Here is an 18,524-nt window from a genome sequence, read left to right as displayed (position 1 = left end):
GGGACACCGGCTGCCACCGTCCCAGCCTGGGACAGACGAGGCCCCGCACGCCGGGCCGACTGGCCAAAGAGCGTGATTGTCCTCGAACCCTGCTGGGAAGCGGCCGGCCAGACCCGAAACTGACTGTGCGCCGAACCGGGCCGGAAGCTAGGACGACTCCGCTTCCCACGTCAAGGACTAGTGGGGGTTCCCTAACCAAACACTAAATATGGGGGAAAGTACGGGAAAACCAGGGCGCGTGCCGGTACCGTGATGGCCGTAACTATCGGCGAGTCCTCGCAGATTCGAAACCGAAAAAATTTGCCCGGAGCGCTGTCCACAGGGCTTCGTCCCGCTGTTCACAGGGGCAGATTTATTCGCGTGCGGACGGCGTGTTTTGCTTGCATCGGCGGGACTCACGGGCGCCTACGGAGCGTTCGCGGGGCAGGCATGCCCCACAATCCCTGGTGTGGCCGGAAAAACGCCGGCAAGCTCATCGTCCCACGGACGGTGCCGGTGATTCCATGACAGACAAGCCAGTGGCCAGCGGGCGGATCACGCCCGCCGGGCTGATGTTCCTCGCCATCACCTCGCTTGGCTGGGGCTTCAACTGGCCGGTCACCAAGCACCTGGTCGGCGTGCTGCCGCCCCTGACCCTGCGCGGCACCACCGGGGTGGTCGGCGCGCTGCTGTTGGCGCTGCTGGCCGTCATCCGCAGCCAGAGCCTTGACGTGCCGCGCGAAGTCTGGCCGCGGCTCATCCTGGCCGGGATGCTCAACGTCACCGCCTGGATGGTGCTGATGGGGCTGGCGCTGCTGTGGCTGCCGGCGAGCGAGGCGGCGCTGATCGCCTACACCATGCCGGTGTGGGCCTCGCTGCTGGCGTGGCCGATCCTGGGCGAGCGGCCGACGCTCTTGCGCGTGCTCGCGCTGGTGCTGGCGTTCGCGGGGCTGGCCTCGATCATGGGCAGCAACGGGCTCACCGCCAGCCGCGACAAGCTGCCGGGCATCCTGATGGTGCTCGGCGGCGCGTTCGGCTTCGCGCTCGGCACGGTCATGGCCAAGAAGCTCCCGATCAGGCTGCCGCCGCTGTCGGCGGCGGCCTGGCAGATCGGCATCGGCTGCGTGCCGATCGTGATCGTCGGATTCGCGGTCGAGCACTCCGACTGGACGAAGCTCGACCAGCTCGACTGGGCGCTGATGTTCTATTCCACCGTGATCCAGTTCTGCGTCGCCTATGTCGCGTGGTTCGCGGCGCTGTCGCGGCTGCCGGCTTCCGTCGCGGCGATCGGCACCATGGCGGTGCCGGTAATCGGTGTCTTGGCCTCCGCGATCGCGCTGCGCGAGCCGCTCGGGGCAGGGCAGGTGGCCGCGTTGGCCTTCACGCTGGCTGCGGTGGCGATGGCGACCCGCGGCTAGCGTCAGCCGCCGTGCCGTTCAGCGCCTGCCGCACCATCTGCGCGAGCTCGGCGCGGCGATAGGGCTTGGTCAGCAGCAGCGCGTCCGGCACAAGCTGCCGGTTCTCGGCGATCGCATCGTCGGTATAGCCGGAGGTGTAGAGCACCCGGAGCGCGGGGCGCGTCGTCATCATGGTTTCGGCCAGCTGTCGGCCGCTGATGCCGCCGGGCATGATGACGTCGGTGAACAGCAGGTCGAAGGGCTGGCTCTGTGCGGCGATGGCCAGCGCCTCCGTGGCCTGCGAGGCGACGAGGGTGGTGTAGCCGAGGCCCTGCAACTGGGCGAGCACGAAGTCGCGCACCAGCGGATCGTCCTCGACCACCAGGATCGTCTCGCGGCCATGCGGCAGCGCCTGCTCGTGCTCCGGCTCGATCTGCTGCACCGCCTGAGCCGCCGGCAGATAGAGCCGGATCGTCGTGCCGCGGTTCTGCTCGCTCTGAAGCTTGAGGTGGCCGCCGGACTGCCTGACGAAGCCATAGACCATGCTGAGGCCGAGACCGGAGCCCTTGCCGGCATCCTTGGTGGTGAAGAACGGCTCGAAGGCGCGATCCTTCACCTCCCGTGGCATGCCGCTGCCGGTGTCGCTGACCGCGACCATGACGTAGGAGCCGGGCACGATGCCGGGATTGGCGGCTGCGTCGGCCTCGTCGAGCGCGGTCTTCATCGTCTCCAGGCGCAGCCTGCCGCCGTCGGGCATCGCATCGCGCGCGTTGATCGCCATGTTGACCAGCGCGTTCGCGAGCTGCGCGGAATCGACATGAGCGATGAGATCCTCGTCGGCGAGAACGGTCCTGATCTCGACCTGCTCGCCGAGGGTCGGCCGCAGCAGCTTGGCGATGTCCTCCACCGTGGCGTTGACGTCGATGTCGCGCGGACGTAGCGGCTGCTTGCGGGCGAAGGCGAGCAGATGCCGGATGAGCTCGGTGCAGCGATCGGTGGCCCTGCCGATCAGGGCCGCGAACTCGGCCGCCGCCGGCCGGTCCTGCACCGCGTCGATCAGGACCTCGATCGACCCGGTGATGATCGTCAGCATGTTGTTGAAGTCGTGCGCGACGCCGCCGGTGAGCTTGCCGATGGCATCGAGCTTCTGCGCCTGCTGCAGCAGGCGCTCGGTCTCATGCACGTCGGTGACGTCGTGATACACCAGCGCTGCGCCGCTGATCGCGCCCGCGGAATTGCGCAGCGGCCGCCCGCTGACCATCAGGCGAAACTGCGGCCGGCCGTCGGTCGGCTTGACCACGACCTCGCGGCGGTCGAACGACAGCCCGCGCAAGGCGCACGCGATCGGGAGCTCCTCGTCGACGATGCGGGTGACGGCGTCGCTCTCGTAGAACTGGTTTGCGGCCAGCATCTCGACGAAGGTCTCGCCCACATTCGTTCCCAAGAAACGTCCCACCGCCTGGTTCGACAGCATGATCGTGCCTTCGGGATCGACGACGAGGACGCCCTCGGCCATGCTGTTGAAGGTGTTTGTGAGAATGGCGGAGAAGCGGCGCAGCTCGTCATAGGCGGCGGCGAGATCGCCGCGCTGCTGCACGGCCTGGGCTTCCAGCGAGGTCGCGGTCTCCTGCGACCGGGTGAGGGACGAGCGCAGCGCCCGGTCGGAAAGTTGAGCGCGCCGGACGAGATAGGCCGACATCAGGAGCAGCAGGCCGACGCCGGCGAGGTCGATCGCCAGCAGCCAGGATCCGGTCCGTCGCGAGATCGTGGCGCGGTCCGCCAGCAGCCGGCGCTCGTCGTCGGTGAAGGCGTCGAGCGCCTGGTTGATCGTCGTCATCGCCGCCGGACCGGCCGCGCTCGCCGCCGCCGCCTGCAGGCCGTCGCGATCGTTCGCCGCGTGACGACGGATCAACTCACCGGCAAGCTGGATGCGCCGCTGCACGATGCCGTCAATTGATCGCAGCCGCTCGCGCTGCGAGGAATTATCCCGGACGAGCCCCTGCAGGTCCGCCCAGGCCGCAGGGATAAATCCGCTCGTCTCCCGAAGCTCGGTGATGAACCGGTCGGCTCCGGACAATGCGAAGCCGCGCGAGGCCGCTTCTGCCTGCCGCAGCAGGACGCGGAGCTCGGAGGATTTCTCCAGCACCTCCATCGTGTGCTCGACCAGGGCGGTGTCGTTGCGCGCCTTGATGTCCAGCCCCGTCGACGCGGCGCCGATCGCGAGCAGAGTTCCAAGGCCGAGCCTGATGACCACGCGCCGGCGGATCATCGGTGGCTTCCAATGGCGCGGGATGCGCTCGGTCGATCAAGCAGCATCGTGACTATGACTTGCCCTATCGTGAATGGCGAATAGTTCGGTCAGCCAATGTCGTGAGTTGTAAGCAGCGCGGCGCGTCCTGCCAATTGCATGGGGTCGGTTTCCATCGGAATTTGTGGCGCCAAGCTCCGTGATGATTGCAGTTCCAATCCGCGCGATGGTCAAGTCAGGAGAAGCGAGCGCGCGTCGGCGCGTCCTCGGAAAAGGCGTTCTCGGCCAAGGCATCATCGGCCAAGGCGTCCGCGGCGGCGCCGGCCAGCGCGAGCCGCACCATCTTGGCGAGCTCCGACTTGCGATAGGGCTTGGTGAGCAGCAGCGCCGCCTGGTCGAGGCGGCCGTGCTCGACCATCGCATTGTCGGTATAGCCGGACGTGTACAGCACCTTGGTGCCGGGCCGCTGCCGCAGCGCCTCCTCGGCGAGCTCCTTGCCGTTGACGCCGCCGGGCATGATGACGTCGGTGAAGAGGAGATCGAAGCTTTGGCCGGAGTCGATCTTGGCCAGCGCCTCGACCCCGGTCGATGCGGTGATGGTCTTGTAGCCGAGGCTCTGCAACTGCGTGACGACGAAATCCTGCACCAGTGGATCGTCCTCGACGATGAAGATCGTCTCCTCGCCGCGCGGCGGCGGCGGCTCGGGCGGAGCGGGGCTCGCAGCCTGTCCCTTGGGTGTGGGGATGTAGAGCCGGATCGTGGTGCCCCGTCCTTCCTCGCTGTAGATCTTGATGTGGCCGCCGGATTGCTTGACGAAGCCGTAGACCATGCTGAGACCGAGGCCGGAGCCCTTGCTGGCTTCCTTCGTCGTGAAGAAGGGCTCGAAGGCGCGGTCGCGGACCTCCGGCGACATGCCAGTACCCGTGTCGCTGACGGCGACCATGACATAGGATCCGGGCGTCACGCCGGCGTTGGATGAGGCATAGGCCTCATCGAGCTCCACCCGGCGCGATTCCAGCAGCAGCTTGCCGCCATTGGGCATCGCGTCGCGGGCGTTGATCGCCATGTTGACCAGCGAGTTGGCGAGCTGCGCCGAATCGATATGCGTGATCAGCGTCTCCTCTTCGAGGATCGAGTTGATCTCGATCTGCTCGCCAAGCGTCGGACGCAGCAGCTTTGCGATGTCGAGGATCGTGCTGTTGACGTCGCTGTCGCGCGGATGCAGCGGCTGCTTGCGGGCGAAGGCGAGCAGATGCCGGATCAGCTCGGTGCAGCGGTCTGCCGCCTGTCCGATCAGCGCGGCGGTCGCCGCGGCTGCGGGGCGGTCTTTCACCTCGTCGGCCAGCGTCTCGATGGTGCCGGTAATGATCGTCAGCATGTTGTTGAAGTCGTGTGCGACGCCGCCGGTGAGCTTGCCGATCGCATCGAGCTTCTGCGCCTGCTGCAGCAGCCGCTCGGTCTCGTGCGCCGTAGTGATGTCGTGATAGACCATCGCCGCGCCGGTAATGCCGCCGGCGGCGTCGCGCAGCGGGCGGCCGGAGATCATCAGCCGCAGCGTCTCGTCCCGGTCGGGCCGGTAGACGATCAGCTCGCGGCGGTCGAAGCTCTCACCCCGCAAGGCTCGCGGCGTCGGCAGGTCGTGCGCGGCGACCGGCGTCACGCCGTCGCTTTCGTAGACGCGGAGGTGTGCGCGGACGTCGGTCAGATTCTTTCCCGGGCTGTAGCCGAGCAGATGTTCGACCGCGGGGTTCGAGAATACCACGGTGTCCGCGGCATCGATGACGAGCACGCCCTCTGCCATGCTGTTGAACGTGCTCTGCAGGATGTCGGCGGAATGGCGTAGCCTCTCATGGGCGGCGATCAGGTCGAGATGCTGCTGCTCGGCCTTTTCCGCCAGCGAGATGGCCTCGGCTTCGGAGCGGACCAGGGACGCGCGCAGCGCACGATCGTGCAGATACGTCCGCCGGATGAGGTAGAAGGCGATGATCAGCAGCAGCGCGAGGCCGCACAGGTCGATCGTGAGCAGCAGCGATCCGGTGGCCTTCGACGTCATCGAACGCTGCGTCAGCAGCTTGCGCTGATCGGCAACGAAACGGTCGAGATGGGCCGTGATCTCGCTCATGGTCGCCGGGCCTTCGGCGCGGCTTCTGAGCGCTTCGAGCCCCGCACGATCCGAGGCGGCGCGCAACCGGATCAGCTCCGCAGCGAGCTCGACCCTGCGGGCAATCAGGCCTTCGGTCTCGGTCAGAAGCTCCAGTGGTTCGGGATTGTCGGCCACGGCGCGCCGCAGCTCGGCCACAGCGACCGGGATTCTCGTGCTGACATCGGCAAACTCCGTCCTGAACTGATCGTCAGCGATGAGCGCGTAGCCGCGAGAGGTCGCTTCCGCTTCGCGGAGCAGCAGGCGCAGATCGGAGGTCTTCTGCAGGATGTCGAGCGAGGAATTCACCCAGGCCGCGTCGTGGCGCGACTTGATGTCGAGCGCCGTGGACGCAGCGCCGATCGCCAGCAGCGTTCCAAGACCGAGCCCCAATGCGAGGCGCTGATAGGTCATCTGCGTTTCTCAATCATCGACATGTCCGCCAGCTGGGCCGGGGATCACCGCGGCCGGCCACATGCATCCGAGTTGCGATGCAGCTGCGTCCAAGCAGTGAAGATATGTCGGCAAGGCGCGCCTCCTTGTTCGAAGTTCCTGGCGCGTTCGCGGGCGGCAGGCCCAAGCCGCTCACCCGCGGCGTTTGCACTGCGCGAGTCCCGCGAAAATCCATGTGCCCATCGAGAGATATCAACCCAGCCTGCGAAACGGCCCGTACGGGCAGAATCACGAGCTCAAACGATATTGGACCGGAACGGGCGGATCATCTGCATGTCGCGGGGCACATTTTGGAATATGGACGAAAATCAGCCTGCAACGTGGCGCTTCAGACACAGAACAAACAACAATGCGGCGCGAAAAAGGCGGCGAGCATGGCCTCGCCGCCTTATTGTCGCAGCTACTACGTCAGACTCTTACGGGCATGGATGGCGAAAACCGTCATAGCCGAGATAGGTTCCCGAAGCCGGATCATACGAGCGGTACCGGCGTGCGCAATAGCTTGGGTCGACGCCTTCGGTTCCGATGACGGCGACAGGCGCGGAGTCGTCATAGTACGAGTAGTCGGAGTAATAGTCGGGCCCGTAATAATACGGATCATTGTAGTAGGCATAGCTGCTACCCAATCCGATCCCGACGCCAACGCCGACACCCGGCCAGAAGCCGCCGCCGCGGCGATGCCAGCCGCCACGGTGACCGCCCTGCCAGCCGCCGCCACTCCAATTGCCGCCGCTCCAGTTGCCGCGGCCGCCACCAGTGTTGACGGCGACGTTGGCGCCGGCCGCCGGGCCGCGGCCCGCCAGGGCTGCGCCGCCAACGGCTGCGCGTCCGGCGAAGCTGCCGCCGCTCATGCCGCCGCCACCCGGGCCGGCCGCAAAGCCGCCGCGTCCGCCGGCGCCGATCGCGCCGCCGCCGCCACCACCGATAGCCGCGCCACCGCCACCGCCCCCGCCACCGCCGATGGCGGCACCACCACCGCCCGGACCACGACCGCCGCCGCCGGGACCCTGGGCAAAGCTCGTCGTCGCTGCCGCCAGCGGCAGAATCAGCGCCACTGCCGCCGCAGTGCTCCATGTCTTCAGTCTGGTCATCGCTATCGCTCCATCAGGGGAAAATGACCTAACCGCAGGCCGCGGATGTCGTTCCCCGCCGCGAACCGATACATCGTCGCGGGCGGAGGCGGTGCAACACTGGACAAGATGCGGGCGGGGTGGCATCAGAGCCGGGACCTTCACAGAACCGGCCCCAAGCCCATGAAACAGTTCTTTCTCAAGCTCTTCACGTGGTGGAACGGCCAGACTTTCGGCACGCAATTGTGGACCTGGCGGTTCGGCGAGCTCGTGGGGCAGGATGCACAAGGCAACCGCTATTACCGGACCGCCGGCGGCAAGATCGATCCGGTGCTGCATTTCGAGCGCAGGTGGGTGATCTACAACGGCCTGGCCGAAGCCAGCCGCATTCCGCCCGAATGGCACGCCTGGATGCATCACATGGTCGACGTGCCGCCGACTCAGGACGGCTACAAGCCGCGCGAGTGGGAAAAGCCGCATCAGCCGAACCTGACGGGGACTGCTCTGGCGTATCGCCCGGCCGGCTCGACCTTGGCCAGCGGTCGCAGGCCAAAGGCCACCGGTGATTATCAGCCCTGGACTCCTGGCAGCTGATTCGATTTCGCTCAAGATGATCCGATCGGAAGAGGCCGTCCCCAGCTCCGGGCGGCCTCTTTTTGCTTTCGGGAGCCTACCAAGCCTGCGCTACGTCGGGTTGGTCCTGAGGGCGGCCGCCGCATGCTCCGCCGCCGCAATCCGCCGCTTCCGGGAAGGTGCGATCCGCTCCAGCATGCGTGACACCACTTCGGGCGGTGCCGTGTCGGGGGAACCGGCGGTGAAAGGGGGCGCCGGATTATATTCGAGCCGGAGCTGGATCGCCTCCGCCGTCTGACGATCGACCAACTGCGCCACCAGGGTCAGCGCGAAGTCGATGCCGGCCGTGACGCCGCCGCCGGTGATCCGGTTGCGGTCGATGCAGACGCGCTCGGTGCTGACGGTCGCGCCGAACAGCGGCAGGCACTCGCGCGCGCTCCAATGGGTCGCCGCGCGATAGCCATCCAGCAGGCCGGCGGCGCCGAGCGCGAGCGAGCCTGTGCAGACCGACGTGACGTACCTGGCCTTTTCGGCCAGGCGGCGGATGAAGCCGATGACCTCGTCGTCATCGAGGATGGCGTCGACGCCGAAGCCGCCGGGAACGCAGATCACGTCCGCCTGCGGACAGTCGGCGAAGGTCGTGGTCGGCATCAGAGTGAGAACCGAGTCTGTCGGAATGGGCTCGATCCTCTTCCACGCCAGATGTAGCGTCGCGCCGGGCACGCTGGAGAACACCTGCACCGGACCGGTGAGATCGAGCTGGGTCAGATGTGGAAACAGGACGAGAGCGATCGAGAGCGGTTGGGCCATGGCGGTGCTCGCAGGTCTGGTGCTTGACGGCCGTCATTCTGCATGGTCCGCTGGATGGCTGATATGCCAAAGTTCCCTCGTTTCCGGACAGACTTGGGATTTCACACCTGGGCACTCAGACTTGGGATCTCAGGCTTGGGACCTCAGACTTGAGATCACGGAGCCATCCACCATGATCGGCGTGCTCATCTATCCCGATTTTCAGTTGCTCGACGCCGCCGGGCCGATCTCGGTGTTCGAGATCGCTTCGCGCTATGCGCGCGCCGCGCCGTCGATCAGGGTCGTCGCCGCCACGCCCGGACCCGTGCGGTCGTCGTCGGGGGCCGAGATGTTGGCGCGCAAATTCGGTCCGGTGTCGGCGCTGACCACGCTGCTGATCGCCGGCGGCGAGGGCGTGGAAGCAGCGAGTCGCAACGCATGCACGCTGAACTTCGTCCGTAAGGTCGCGCAGCGCGGCACCCGTCTTGCCAGCATCTGCTCCGGCGCCTTCATGCTGGCCGAAGCGGGCCTGCTGGACGGGCGGCGCGCGACGACGCATTGGCAGCGCACGCGGCAGTTCCTGCGCGCCTACCCCCATGTGAAGCTCGAGCCTGACAGCATCTATGTCCGCGACGGCAATGTCTGGAGCTCGGCTGGGATCACTGCCGGCATCGATCTCGCGCTTGCCATGGTCGCCGACGACCACGGCGAGGAGATCGCGCAGAAGACGGCACGGCAGCTCGTACTATATCATCGCCGCAGCGGTGGGCAGTCGCAGTTCTCCTCGCTGCTGGAGCTGAAGGCGCCGAGCGGCCGTTTTGCGGATCTGCTCACCTGGGCGCGGGAGCACCTCGATGCCCCGCTGACCGTCGACGATCTCGCCGAGCGTGCCGGCATGAGCACGCGGCATTTCACCCGCGCCTTCGTCGCCGAGACCGGCACCACGCCGTCGAAGGCGATCGAGCGTCTGCGGCTGGAAGTGGCGCGCGATCGGGTGCAGGCCTCGCATCAGCCGATCGAGCTGGTGGCGGAAGCGACCGGCTTTCGCGATCCTGAGCGGATGCGTCGCGCCTTCATTCGCGCCTTCGGCCAGCCGCCGCAGGCCCTGCGGCGCGCGGCACGCGTCACCACCTGACCTGCATCAGTGGACGAGGAGCCGCGGGCAGAGATCCTCGTCGGCAATTGAAACAATTTAAAGTTGTGTCACATGCAGGAAACGCTCATAGTGAGCGCATTGCCACTGTTCATGGAGGATACGATGCGCGTATTGCTTTACCTGATTTTATTCGTTGCTGCCGCGGTCGGCGGTCTCGACAGCGCTTTTGCGGCGAAGGCCGAACTCACCGGAATGTGCGTCTGCAAGAAGGGCGGCAGCGTGCTGAGCACCTATAGCGAGACGCAATGTGTGAAGAACGATCATGCGGGCTGCACGTCGGTGAAGGTGGCCTGCGTGAACGCCAATGCCGCCGCATGCCGCACGGCCGGCGGCACGATCTCCCAGTCGACCAAGACGTGCAGCGTCGGCGCCAAATGCTGAGCAACTGATTTTATCAGCTTCGCTCGGACGGTTCCGAACGTCTGAGGTAACAGGCAGTCCCGCGCGGCGGACATCGGCGCATGTCCGTCCGCGTGTTGGCATCGGCAGGTCCGGGACCTATAGTCCGCCCCGCGAAACGAGGGGCAGACCAGGGCGCGATGCGTGTCACCATCATCACCGGCAGCGGGGCCGGCATCGGCGCTGCCGTGGCGCGCCGCCTGGCCGCGCCGGGGCAGGCCGTGATGCTGCACGGGCAGGGGGCTGACGAACCGGGTCTCGCGCGTCTGCGGGACGTCGCCGCCGCGTGCCGGGAGGCCGGCGCCGAAGCCGAGTTTCATTGCGGTGACCTGGCCAGGCAGGGCGTTGCCACCGGTTTGGCGGCTGCGGCACGAACGCGTTTCGGCCGGATCGACGCGGTGGTGCATGCCGCTGGCTTTGCCGACCGCCGCAGCTTTCGCGATCTGCCGTGCGACGGGCTCGACCGCTCACTCGCAGTGATGCCGGCGGCCTTTCATGAGCTCGCCAGCGCCGCGCTCCCTGACCTCGTGCAGAGCACTCATGCGCGCGTGGTCGCGATCTCCAGCTTCGTCGCGCACCGCTTCGTGCCGGGCGGCATCTTCCCGGCCTCGGCCGCCGCCAAGGCGGCGCTGGAAGCGCTGGTGAAATGTCTGGCCATCGAGCTGGCTGCGTGCGGCGGCACGGCGAATGTCGTCGTGCCCGGCTATACGCGCAAGGATGCGGGACGGCTCGGCTCGCTCGATCCGGCCGCGTGGCAGACGGCGGCGTCTGCCAATCCGCAACAGCGCCTCGCCGAGCCCGACGACATCGCCGCGGCTGTCGCCTTCTTGCTGTCGAAAGATGCCGGCCACGTCACCGGCGCGGTGCTGCCGGTCGATGGCGGCCTGACCCTGATGTAAACGGCGGATGGATCGAGAGACGATGGAGCGTGTGCAGCAGACAGCCGACGTGGTCGTGCTGGGAGCGGGGATCGTCGGCGTCTCCTCCGCCTACGCCATCCGGGAGCGTGGGTTCTCGGTGGTGCTGGTCGACCGCAAGGCGCCGGGCGAGGAGACATCGTATGGCAATGCCGGCATTCTCTCCTCCGGCTCGATCCTGCCGCTCAACAAGCCCTCGCTGTTCTCGGCGCTGCCGTCCTATCTCGGCAATCGGAGTGCGGCCGTGCGCTGGGACCCATCGTGGACTCTGCGCAACCTCGAATGGGTGCTGCGCTTCCTCGCCAATGCCGTGGAGTCCCGCGTCAAGCCGCGCGCGACCGCGCTGCATGGCCTGATCGGCGCGTCGCTGACGCTGCATCGCGACTGGATCGTCCGGTCTGGCGAGCCGCAGCGCATCCGCGAGACTGGCTGGCTCAAGGCGTGGCGCAGCGATGCGATCGCAGCCGCCAAGGCCGAGCAGGCGTTCCTGGCCGAATACGGCATCAAGAGCGAGCTGCTCGACCGCCAGGGCATCTCGGCGCTCGAGCCGAATTTGCTGCCGGTCTACAAGGTCGGCCTGCTGCATAGCCAGACGGCGTCGGTCGATTCGCCCGGCAACGTCACCAAGGCCTATGCGCGCATGTTCGAGGGCGCGGGCGGCGTGCTGCGCCAGTCCGAGATCAGGGCCTTGCTGGCCGACGGCGATGGCTGGCGCGTCGTGCTCGGCGACGGCGAGATCCGCGCCCGCCAGGTCGTGGTCGCGCTCGGGCCGTGGTCGCCGGACATTCTCAGGTCGCTCGGCTACCGCGTGCCGATGGCGTTCGAGCGCGGCTATCACCAGGAGTTCACACCCAATCCGGCGCGCATGCTGCACCGTCCGATCCACGACGCCGAAGGCAGCTTCCTGATGACGCCGATGGAGAACGGCGTGCGCGTCACCTCCGGCGTCGAGCTGACCGATCGAGATGCGCCGTCGAATTTCGCCCAGCTCGAACAGGTGGTGCCGCTGGCGCGCGGCGTGGTCGAGTTCGGCGAGGCTGTGGCCCAGCCCTGGCGCGGCGCGCGGCCGACCTTGCCGGACTCGCTGCCGATGATCGGGCCGGCGCCGCGCCATTCCGGCCTGTGGCTTGCATTCGGCAATCAGCACATCGGCTTCACCACGGGGCCGGCCACGGGCGCGGCGATCGCCGCGATGATCGCGGGCGAGACGCCGTCGTTCGACGCCTCCGCCTTTGCTCCGAGCCGGTATCTGTGAGGGGCCGCGACCGCGTCACGCCGGAGCTGCGATGAACTATACCTGGGATTTCGCCATCCTCGCCAAGTACAGCCATCTGTTCTGGGTGGGGCTCGGCTGGACCATGGCGTACACGCTCGGCACCATCCTGCTCGGCTCGGTGATCGGGCTCGTCGTCGGCATCGTCAGGCTGCGCCGTCCGGTCGTGATCGACTGGCTGCTGATCGGCTATATCGAGCTGTTCCGCTGCACGCCGCTGCTGGTGCAGATCATTTGGTTCTACTACGCATTCCCGGTGGTGATCGGCATCAACATTCCGGCGCATGTCGCCGCCGTCACCGTGCTGTCGCTCTATGCCGGGGCGTTCTATGCCGAGATCGTGCGCGGCAGCATCGAGAGCGTGCCGCGCGGGCAGTGGGATGCTGCACGCGCGCTCGGCTTGCGTCCGTGGCGGATGATGCGGCTCGTGATCCTGCCGCAGGCGCTGAAGCCGATGCTGGCGCCTTATGTCAACCAGTCGGTGACGCAGTTGAAGAACACCTCGCTGGTGTCGGTGATCGCGGTGCCGGATCTCGTCTACAACGCGACGCTGATCAATGCCGACACCTACCGGCCGCTCGAGGTCTACACCATCATCGCGCTGATCTATTTCGCGATCCTGTTTCCGGCGACGCTCTTGGGCCGCCGCTTCGAGCGCGGCATGACCTACGACAAGGCGTGAGGCGATACACCATCGAATGCCTCCGTCATTGCGAGCGAAGCGTAGCAATCCAGGGCGGCACGCGCGGTCCTGGATTGCTTCGTCGCTGCGCTCCTCGCAATGACGCTAGGAGAGAGCGTGGCTTCGCTTAGATATTCACCTCGACCGGCACGTCCTCGGCCTTGACGCCGGCCAGCCCCAGGCCCTTGACGAACCATTCGCGCATCTGGCCGATGCCGCGGTTGTAGTCGATCCACACCGCGAGGAAGTCGCGCCAGCGCTTGTCGGCCTCGCGGCGCACGCCCATGCTGGAGGGGATCGCGACCGAGGGCGACTGCAGGATCTTGTAGGTGCCGAGATTGGGGTTCTTGGCGATCGCGGTGAGGCCCAGGATCAGCGCGTTGACGACGACGTCGACGCGGCCCGAGGCCATCTCCAGCATCACCTCGTCGCGCGACTTCAGCGACTTGATGGTCGCGTTCGGCGCAAAACGGCGCGCCACCGCCTCGTTGGCCGAGCCGACGTCGACGGCGATCTTCACTTCCGGCTTGTTGATGTCGGCCCAGGTCTTGGCCTCCATCCCCTTCTTCAGCATCGCGCCGAACGGATGCGGAAACACCGTGCCGCAGAAGTCGATGACCAGCGCGCGCTGCGGCGTCGGGTTGAGCGCGAAGCCAAGATCGATCTTGCCGGCCTGCAGGTCGAGCACCGAATTGCCGTAGGTCGACTCGACATATTCGAGTTTCACGTCGAGCAGCTTGGCGATGTCGTTGGCCATCTCGATCGAGAAGCCCGACCACGTGCCGGAGGCGAGGTCCTTGTTGAAATAGGGCAGCTCGCCCGGCAGCACGGCGATGCGCAGCACCTTGTTGGCGCGGACGCGGTCGAGCGTGTTGTCGGCCGCTTGCGCCGAGGCGGGCGTCGTCGTCATGGCGGACGCGAGCGCGGCACCGGATCCGATGGCGAGCGCGTAGCGCAGCGCATCGCGGCGGTCTTCGGAAATTTTCTGATCGTCTGACGTGGTCACATAATCCTCCTGCACCAACAGCCACGGAGCGTAGCGCTGGCCTTGCACGCCAGCAACAACCATGTCGGCCTTGATAGTAAGCGGCTGGCCGTCGCGTCATGCCGAAGCGGCCGCATGCCGTTGCTGCTTTGCCTCATTCCGATGCAGGGCTGGTCAAGCCGTGATCGGTCCCGCCAGATGGAAGCGCCTTGGGACGCAGGCGCTCGGCGAGCGGCCGCAGCAACTGCGGGGCAAGGTGAATCGGGAACTGGCTCATCGCGAAATACAGCCAGGTGGTGCCCGGGATCGCGCCCTCGGTCGCCGCCAGCATCAGCCCCATGTTGCGCAGCGACACCATCATGCCGAGCGCCATGGCGCGTTCGCGGCCCGCGCCGCGAAACAGCAGCATCGTGGTACCAAGCAACAGCAAGAACACGGCGAAGGCGAGCAGCGCCAGTCCCAGCATGCGGAACGGGCTCGCGGCCAGGTCGGCCAGGAAATGAGCCATGATGGCGGAGGCGAACACGAACAGGATGAGGACGTTGAGGCCGTCGATCGGCGCGCGATGGCGGCGGATCGTATCGATGCCGAAGGCAAGGCGGATCGCGGCGGCCGCAGCCAGCGCGCCCGCAAGGATGGCGGCGAGCTTCAGCCCGAGCGCGGCCGGAGACAGTGACAATGTCTCGCCCAGGAACACATAGGCGAACAGCGGTGCCGTCAGCGGCACCAGCGCGGTCGAGGTCACCAGCGTGATGAGAACGAGCGTCGCGTCGAGCCCCATCAGCGCGGCGAGCGCGGGCGAGGCCATCATCGGCGAGGCCGTCCCCTGCAGCATCAGCGCGAGATACAGGTCGGGTGCTGTGGCATCGACGCCCGTGATGCGCCCGATCGAGCCGACCAGCGCCGGCACGGCGATCGTGGTCCAGGCCGTCGCGGCCACCACCAGCAGCGGGCGGCGCAGATGCGCTGTTAGCATCGCGACGTCGACGCGCATGAACGAGATGCAGAGCAGCAGGAAGATCGCGTGCGTGACGTAGGGTCGCGCCAGCTCGCCGAGCGGCGGCACGGCGATCGCCAGCAGCAGCACCGCGACGATGGCGCGGGTGCCCTGATTGCCGAGCCAGCTCAGGGCCTGCAGAGGAAAAGCGAGAGGCCCGAAGGACGGCATCTTTATCCGAACGCTGTGAATCAATGAACGCGCGAACCATGCGTTGGCCGCGCGTTCATGCAAAGTCACATCTGGTTACGGACGATGTCGGCGCCTGCTCATCACTGCGCGCTGGAGCCGCCGACCACGATCTTCTCGTTGAGCTTGAAGTCGACGGTCTGCACCGTCTGGTCGATCTCGGCATTGGGCATGCCGAGCTGCTGCGAGATCAGCTTCACCAGAAGGTCGACGCGCTCGATGAACGGCGCGCCCGCGGCGACGGCGCGCGCGGCCGACGACGGCTTGAGCAGGCTCTCGGCCGCCTTGGCGTATTTCTCGAACGGCACCTGGTCGCTCGGATCTGCGCCGAGCTTGCGCGCGATGGCATCGACGTGCTCGTAGATCGATTTCGACTGGGCGAGATTGCCATGAACGGCATCGCGGATCGCCTGCGGCTCGCCGCGCGTGATGCAGCGATAGTTGCCGGTGAGCAGCATCGACCACTTCGCCAGCGGCACGAACAGCGAGTCGAACACCTTCAGCTTCACCGGCACGTCCTGGCCGTCGAGCTTGACCGCGTCGATGTCGCGCTCCAGCTCACGCAGCAGCGCGTTGTGCTTTTCGTCCTCGAAGGCGGCGGCCTTGAAGTTGGTCGGCAGGCCGACATGCAGCACGTTGGCGGCTTCCTCCGGCGGACGGAAGGCCTGCGGATCCGGTGAGCACAGCGTGACCAGCCCGGGCGTGAAGCGTTCCCACACCGCGGGGTTGGTGTAGGCCTCGTCGAGGTCGACGTTGGCGAGCGCCGGGATGCGCTTGAGATAGGGCAGCGGCGGCATGTTCATGATCGACAGGCACGGCAGCCTGGCCTCGGCGATCTTCACCATCAGCACGCGAATGGTGTGGTTGGTGTATTGCGGCTCCTGCATCGCAAGACCAACCAGGTCGTAGCGCGACAGGTCGACGCTATCCGGCGTGGCGGCGTCGAGCTTGCCGGGCAGGTCGCGCGAGAAGATCGAGCGATGCGCCGGCTCGTCGCGCAGCTTGATGCGGACCTCCGTGCCGTCGCGGTTGATCAGCTCGGCGGTCTTCTTGCGGCAGACCAGCGTCACGTTGTGGCCGGCCATCAGCAGCTTGGTGCCGAGGAGGGAGCCGTAGGAGGCCCCGAGAATGAGAATGTTGCGTGCCATACCTTGGTCGTCCCCAGAGATCGGTTCGAGATTTTGCGTTCGCGTTTCTTGTTGGCGATCCAGCCGCACCGAAGAGCCCGTCAGGCGCCCCGGACGGGCGGACGGAGGCGGTAACCCATTGCCTCGGTTGCTGGCATACCAGAGCTTTCATCCCACGGAATGCGCCGTCTGGCAAGGTGCAGCGCACCCATGCGGCATCCGGCGCGTGTCACGGTGGGGGCTATCCGAGCGCAGATCGACCTTGCGGTTGGAGCTCGGCCGCTCAGCTCAGCGCCATGTAGCGCCCCGGCTTGTGGTTGATCGCGATGATGACGTTGACGATCACGATGCCGATGATCGACAGCGCCAGCCGGTTCACGGGGATGACGAAAAAGGCGGCGATCATGATCAGGACGTCGACCGCGAGCTGGAAGTAGCCGGCCCTGATCTTCCAGTGCTCCTGCAGATACAGCGCCAGGATGTTGATGCCGCCGAGACCCGTGCGATGGCGGAACAGCATCAGCAGCCCTGTGCCGGTCAGGCCGGCGCCGATGATGGTGGCATAGATCGGCTCGATCCACGCAATCTCCACCCAGGACGTCGTCAGGCGCGAGAACAGCGCCACAAGCCCGACCGCCAGGAAGGTGCGGATCGTGAACGGCCAGCCCATGCGCTTCACGGCCAGCACGTAGAAGGGCAGGTTGAGCAGGAAGAAGCTCAAGCCGAAGCCGTAGCCGCTGATATAGCTCAGCAGCAACGACAGGCCGGCGGTGCTGCCGACCAGCAGCACCGTCTTGCTGTAGATGAGCATGCCCAGCGAGACGAACAGCGTGCCGAGCGTCAGGGCCATTGCGTCTTCGTAGAGCTTGTGCCGTTCCTGGACGATCTCGGTCACGCTGTCATTCCTCGCCCGCGCTCGCTCAAAGCGACTTGAACAGGCCGGCGACGCGCGTCACGTCTGACAGCTTCAAGCCGGCGACATTGATGCGGCCCGAGGTGGGCATGTAGACGCCGCTCTTCTCACGCAGGGTCAGCACCTCCGCCGGGGTAAGTGGCAGCAGCGAGAACATGCCTTCCTGCACGCCGATGGCGACGGTGTTCGACCAGCGGCCGCCGAGCGCCTCGGCAAAGGAGCGGCGCAGCGTCGCTAGGCGCAGCCGCATCGACTCCAACTCCTCGGCCCAGTCGCGGCGCAGATCGGGGCTGCCGAGAATGGTCTTCACGATCGCCGAGCCATGGTCCGGTGGCATCGAATAGCTGGTGCGCGCGATCGCGACGAGATTGGAGCGCGCGGTGTCGGCCGCCGCCTGCGATGCCGCGACGGCGTAAAGAGCACCAGTGCGCTCACGATAGAGTCCGAACGACTTCGAGCAGGACACTGCGACGAGCGCTTCGGGGGCGGCCGCGATCAGCATCCGCAGACCGGCCGCATCGCCGTCGATGCCGGCGCCGAAGCCCTGATAGGCGGAATCGATCAGCGGCACGAGGCCGCGCGCTGTGATCATGGCGGTGATCCGCGTCCAGTCGTCGGCGCTGAGGGGAGCGCCGCTCGGGTTATGGCAGCAGGCATGGATCAGGACGGCATCGCCCGGCTGAGCGCGCCGCAGCGCGTCGAGCATGCTGTCGAGCTGCAGGGTCTGCGATGGCACGTCGAAGTATGGATAGGTCTCGACCTCGAGCCCCGCCGCGGCGAAGATGCCGGCGTGATTGGGCCAGCTCGGCAGGCCGAGCCAGATCTTGCCGGTGCCGGCCTGCCGGATCAGATCGGCGGCGAGGCGGAGCGCGCCCGAGCCGCCCGGAGTCTGCACGCCTGCGGCATGGACCGATGGCGCGGGGCCGCCGACGAGCGACCACAACAGGTCGAGGAAGCGCTGGTCGCCTTCCGGCGCCACATAGCTCTTGCTGTCCTGGCTCTCCCAGATGATGCGCTCCGCAGCTTTCACAGCGCGGAAGATCGGCGAATGGCCGGCCTCGTCGCGATAGACGCCGACACCGAGATCGACCTTGTCCGGCCTCGGATCGGCTTTGAAGATGCCGATCAGAGCGAGCAGGGGATCATCGGGCTGGCGGGTCAAGCGGTCGAACATCGGGGCGATCCTATCGGAGGAGGGGCCTGCCAGACGGCCATAAGCCGTCCTTGGGGGCGACGG

At 66.7% G+C, this 18,524-nt stretch carries 16 protein-coding genes; 7 read left to right on the top strand and 9 right to left on the bottom strand.

Features of this window, described 5'->3' with window-relative positions:
• Window positions 1-503 precede the first annotated feature (503 nt).
• Complete coding sequence (locus QW868_RS14795; protein WP_315737749.1) at window positions 504-1,397, top strand: DMT family transporter; 894 nt, start codon at window positions 504-506, stop codon at window positions 1,395-1,397.
• Here QW868_RS14795 and QW868_RS14790 read toward each other — a convergent pair.
• From QW868_RS14790 to QW868_RS14780, 3 genes are all read right to left on the bottom strand, one after another.
• Window positions 1,360-3,645: a CHASE3 domain-containing protein gene (locus QW868_RS14790; RefSeq protein WP_316230827.1), complete on the bottom strand. Its 2,286-nt coding sequence runs from the start codon at window positions 3,643-3,645 to the stop codon at window positions 1,360-1,362. The two genes, QW868_RS14795 and QW868_RS14790, sit on opposite strands and share 38 nt — an antisense overlap.
• A gap of 214 nt (window positions 3,646-3,859) precedes the next feature.
• Window positions 3,860-6,178: a CHASE3 domain-containing protein gene (locus QW868_RS14785; RefSeq protein ID WP_316230826.1), complete on the bottom strand. Its 2,319-nt coding sequence runs from the start codon at window positions 6,176-6,178 to the stop codon at window positions 3,860-3,862.
• 455 nt (window positions 6,179-6,633) lie between these two features.
• Complete coding sequence (locus QW868_RS14780; RefSeq protein WP_315737752.1) at window positions 6,634-7,308, bottom strand: BA14K family protein; 675 nt, start codon at window positions 7,306-7,308, stop codon at window positions 6,634-6,636.
• Window positions 7,309-7,470: 162 nt separating this feature from the next.
• Between QW868_RS14780 and QW868_RS14775 the strand changes: the two genes are divergently transcribed.
• Window positions 7,471-7,881: an NADH:ubiquinone oxidoreductase subunit NDUFA12 gene (locus tag QW868_RS14775; protein ID WP_315755810.1), complete on the top strand. Its 411-nt coding sequence runs from the start codon at window positions 7,471-7,473 to the stop codon at window positions 7,879-7,881.
• 90 nt (window positions 7,882-7,971) lie between these two features.
• Here QW868_RS14775 and QW868_RS14770 read toward each other — a convergent pair whose 3' ends face one another.
• Complete coding sequence (locus tag QW868_RS14770) at window positions 7,972-8,670, bottom strand: DJ-1/PfpI family protein (RefSeq protein WP_315737753.1); 699 nt, start codon at window positions 8,668-8,670, stop codon at window positions 7,972-7,974.
• Between the two features lie 172 nt (window positions 8,671-8,842).
• On the opposite strand from QW868_RS14770, the gene QW868_RS14765 reads away from it, so the two are divergent.
• From QW868_RS14765 to QW868_RS14745, 5 genes are all read left to right on the top strand, one after another.
• Window positions 8,843-9,784 carry a GlxA family transcriptional regulator gene (locus QW868_RS14765; RefSeq protein WP_315737754.1) on the top strand — a complete coding sequence of 314 codons (942 nt, stop codon included), beginning with the start codon at window positions 8,843-8,845 and terminating at the stop codon, window positions 9,782-9,784.
• Window positions 9,785-9,856: 72 nt separating this feature from the next.
• Window positions 9,857-10,186, top strand: a complete 330-nt coding sequence (locus QW868_RS14760; RefSeq protein WP_315774619.1) for a hypothetical protein — start codon at window positions 9,857-9,859, stop codon at window positions 10,184-10,186.
• A 158-nt stretch (window positions 10,187-10,344) separates the two neighbouring features.
• The gene (locus QW868_RS14755; RefSeq protein WP_316230825.1) at window positions 10,345-11,103 is read left to right on the top strand and encodes an SDR family NAD(P)-dependent oxidoreductase; all 759 of its coding nucleotides are present in this window, start codon (window positions 10,345-10,347) and stop codon (window positions 11,101-11,103) included.
• Window positions 11,104-11,125: 22 nt separating this feature from the next.
• Window positions 11,126-12,376, top strand: coding sequence for an FAD-dependent oxidoreductase (locus QW868_RS14750; protein WP_316230824.1), 1,251 nt, complete (start codon window positions 11,126-11,128; stop codon window positions 12,374-12,376).
• A gap of 31 nt (window positions 12,377-12,407) precedes the next feature.
• Complete coding sequence (locus tag QW868_RS14745; protein WP_315755635.1) at window positions 12,408-13,076, top strand: amino acid ABC transporter permease; 669 nt, start codon at window positions 12,408-12,410, stop codon at window positions 13,074-13,076.
• A gap of 127 nt (window positions 13,077-13,203) precedes the next feature.
• Here QW868_RS14745 and QW868_RS14740 read toward each other — a convergent pair whose 3' ends face one another.
• The 5 genes from QW868_RS14740 to QW868_RS14720 all read right to left on the bottom strand — a co-directional run bounded on the left by QW868_RS14740 (window position 13,204) and on the right by QW868_RS14720 (window position 18,461).
• Complete coding sequence (locus QW868_RS14740; protein WP_315737759.1) at window positions 13,204-14,082, bottom strand: transporter substrate-binding domain-containing protein; 879 nt, start codon at window positions 14,080-14,082, stop codon at window positions 13,204-13,206.
• 133 nt (window positions 14,083-14,215) lie between these two features.
• Window positions 14,216-15,229 carry a Na+-dependent transporter gene (locus QW868_RS14735; protein WP_315780643.1) on the bottom strand — a complete coding sequence of 338 codons (1,014 nt, stop codon included), beginning with the start codon at window positions 15,227-15,229 and terminating at the stop codon, window positions 14,216-14,218.
• A gap of 101 nt (window positions 15,230-15,330) precedes the next feature.
• Window positions 15,331-16,395, bottom strand: a complete 1,065-nt coding sequence (locus QW868_RS14730; RefSeq protein WP_316230823.1) for a ketopantoate reductase family protein — start codon at window positions 16,393-16,395, stop codon at window positions 15,331-15,333.
• Between the two features lie 262 nt (window positions 16,396-16,657).
• Window positions 16,658-17,269, bottom strand: coding sequence for a YitT family protein (locus tag QW868_RS14725; RefSeq protein ID WP_315755632.1), 612 nt, complete (start codon window positions 17,267-17,269; stop codon window positions 16,658-16,660).
• Between the two features lie 25 nt (window positions 17,270-17,294).
• Window positions 17,295-18,461 carry an amino acid aminotransferase gene (locus QW868_RS14720; RefSeq protein ID WP_315737762.1) on the bottom strand — a complete coding sequence of 389 codons (1,167 nt, stop codon included), beginning with the start codon at window positions 18,459-18,461 and terminating at the stop codon, window positions 17,295-17,297.
• Window positions 18,462-18,524: the final 63 nt, after the last annotated feature.

Origin of the sequence: Bradyrhizobium sp. SZCCHNR1051, assembly GCF_032489615.1 — a bacterium.
Classification (GTDB): Bacteria; Pseudomonadota; Alphaproteobacteria; order Rhizobiales; family Xanthobacteraceae; genus Bradyrhizobium.
This window is presented reverse-complemented; position numbering and strand designations above follow the sequence as displayed.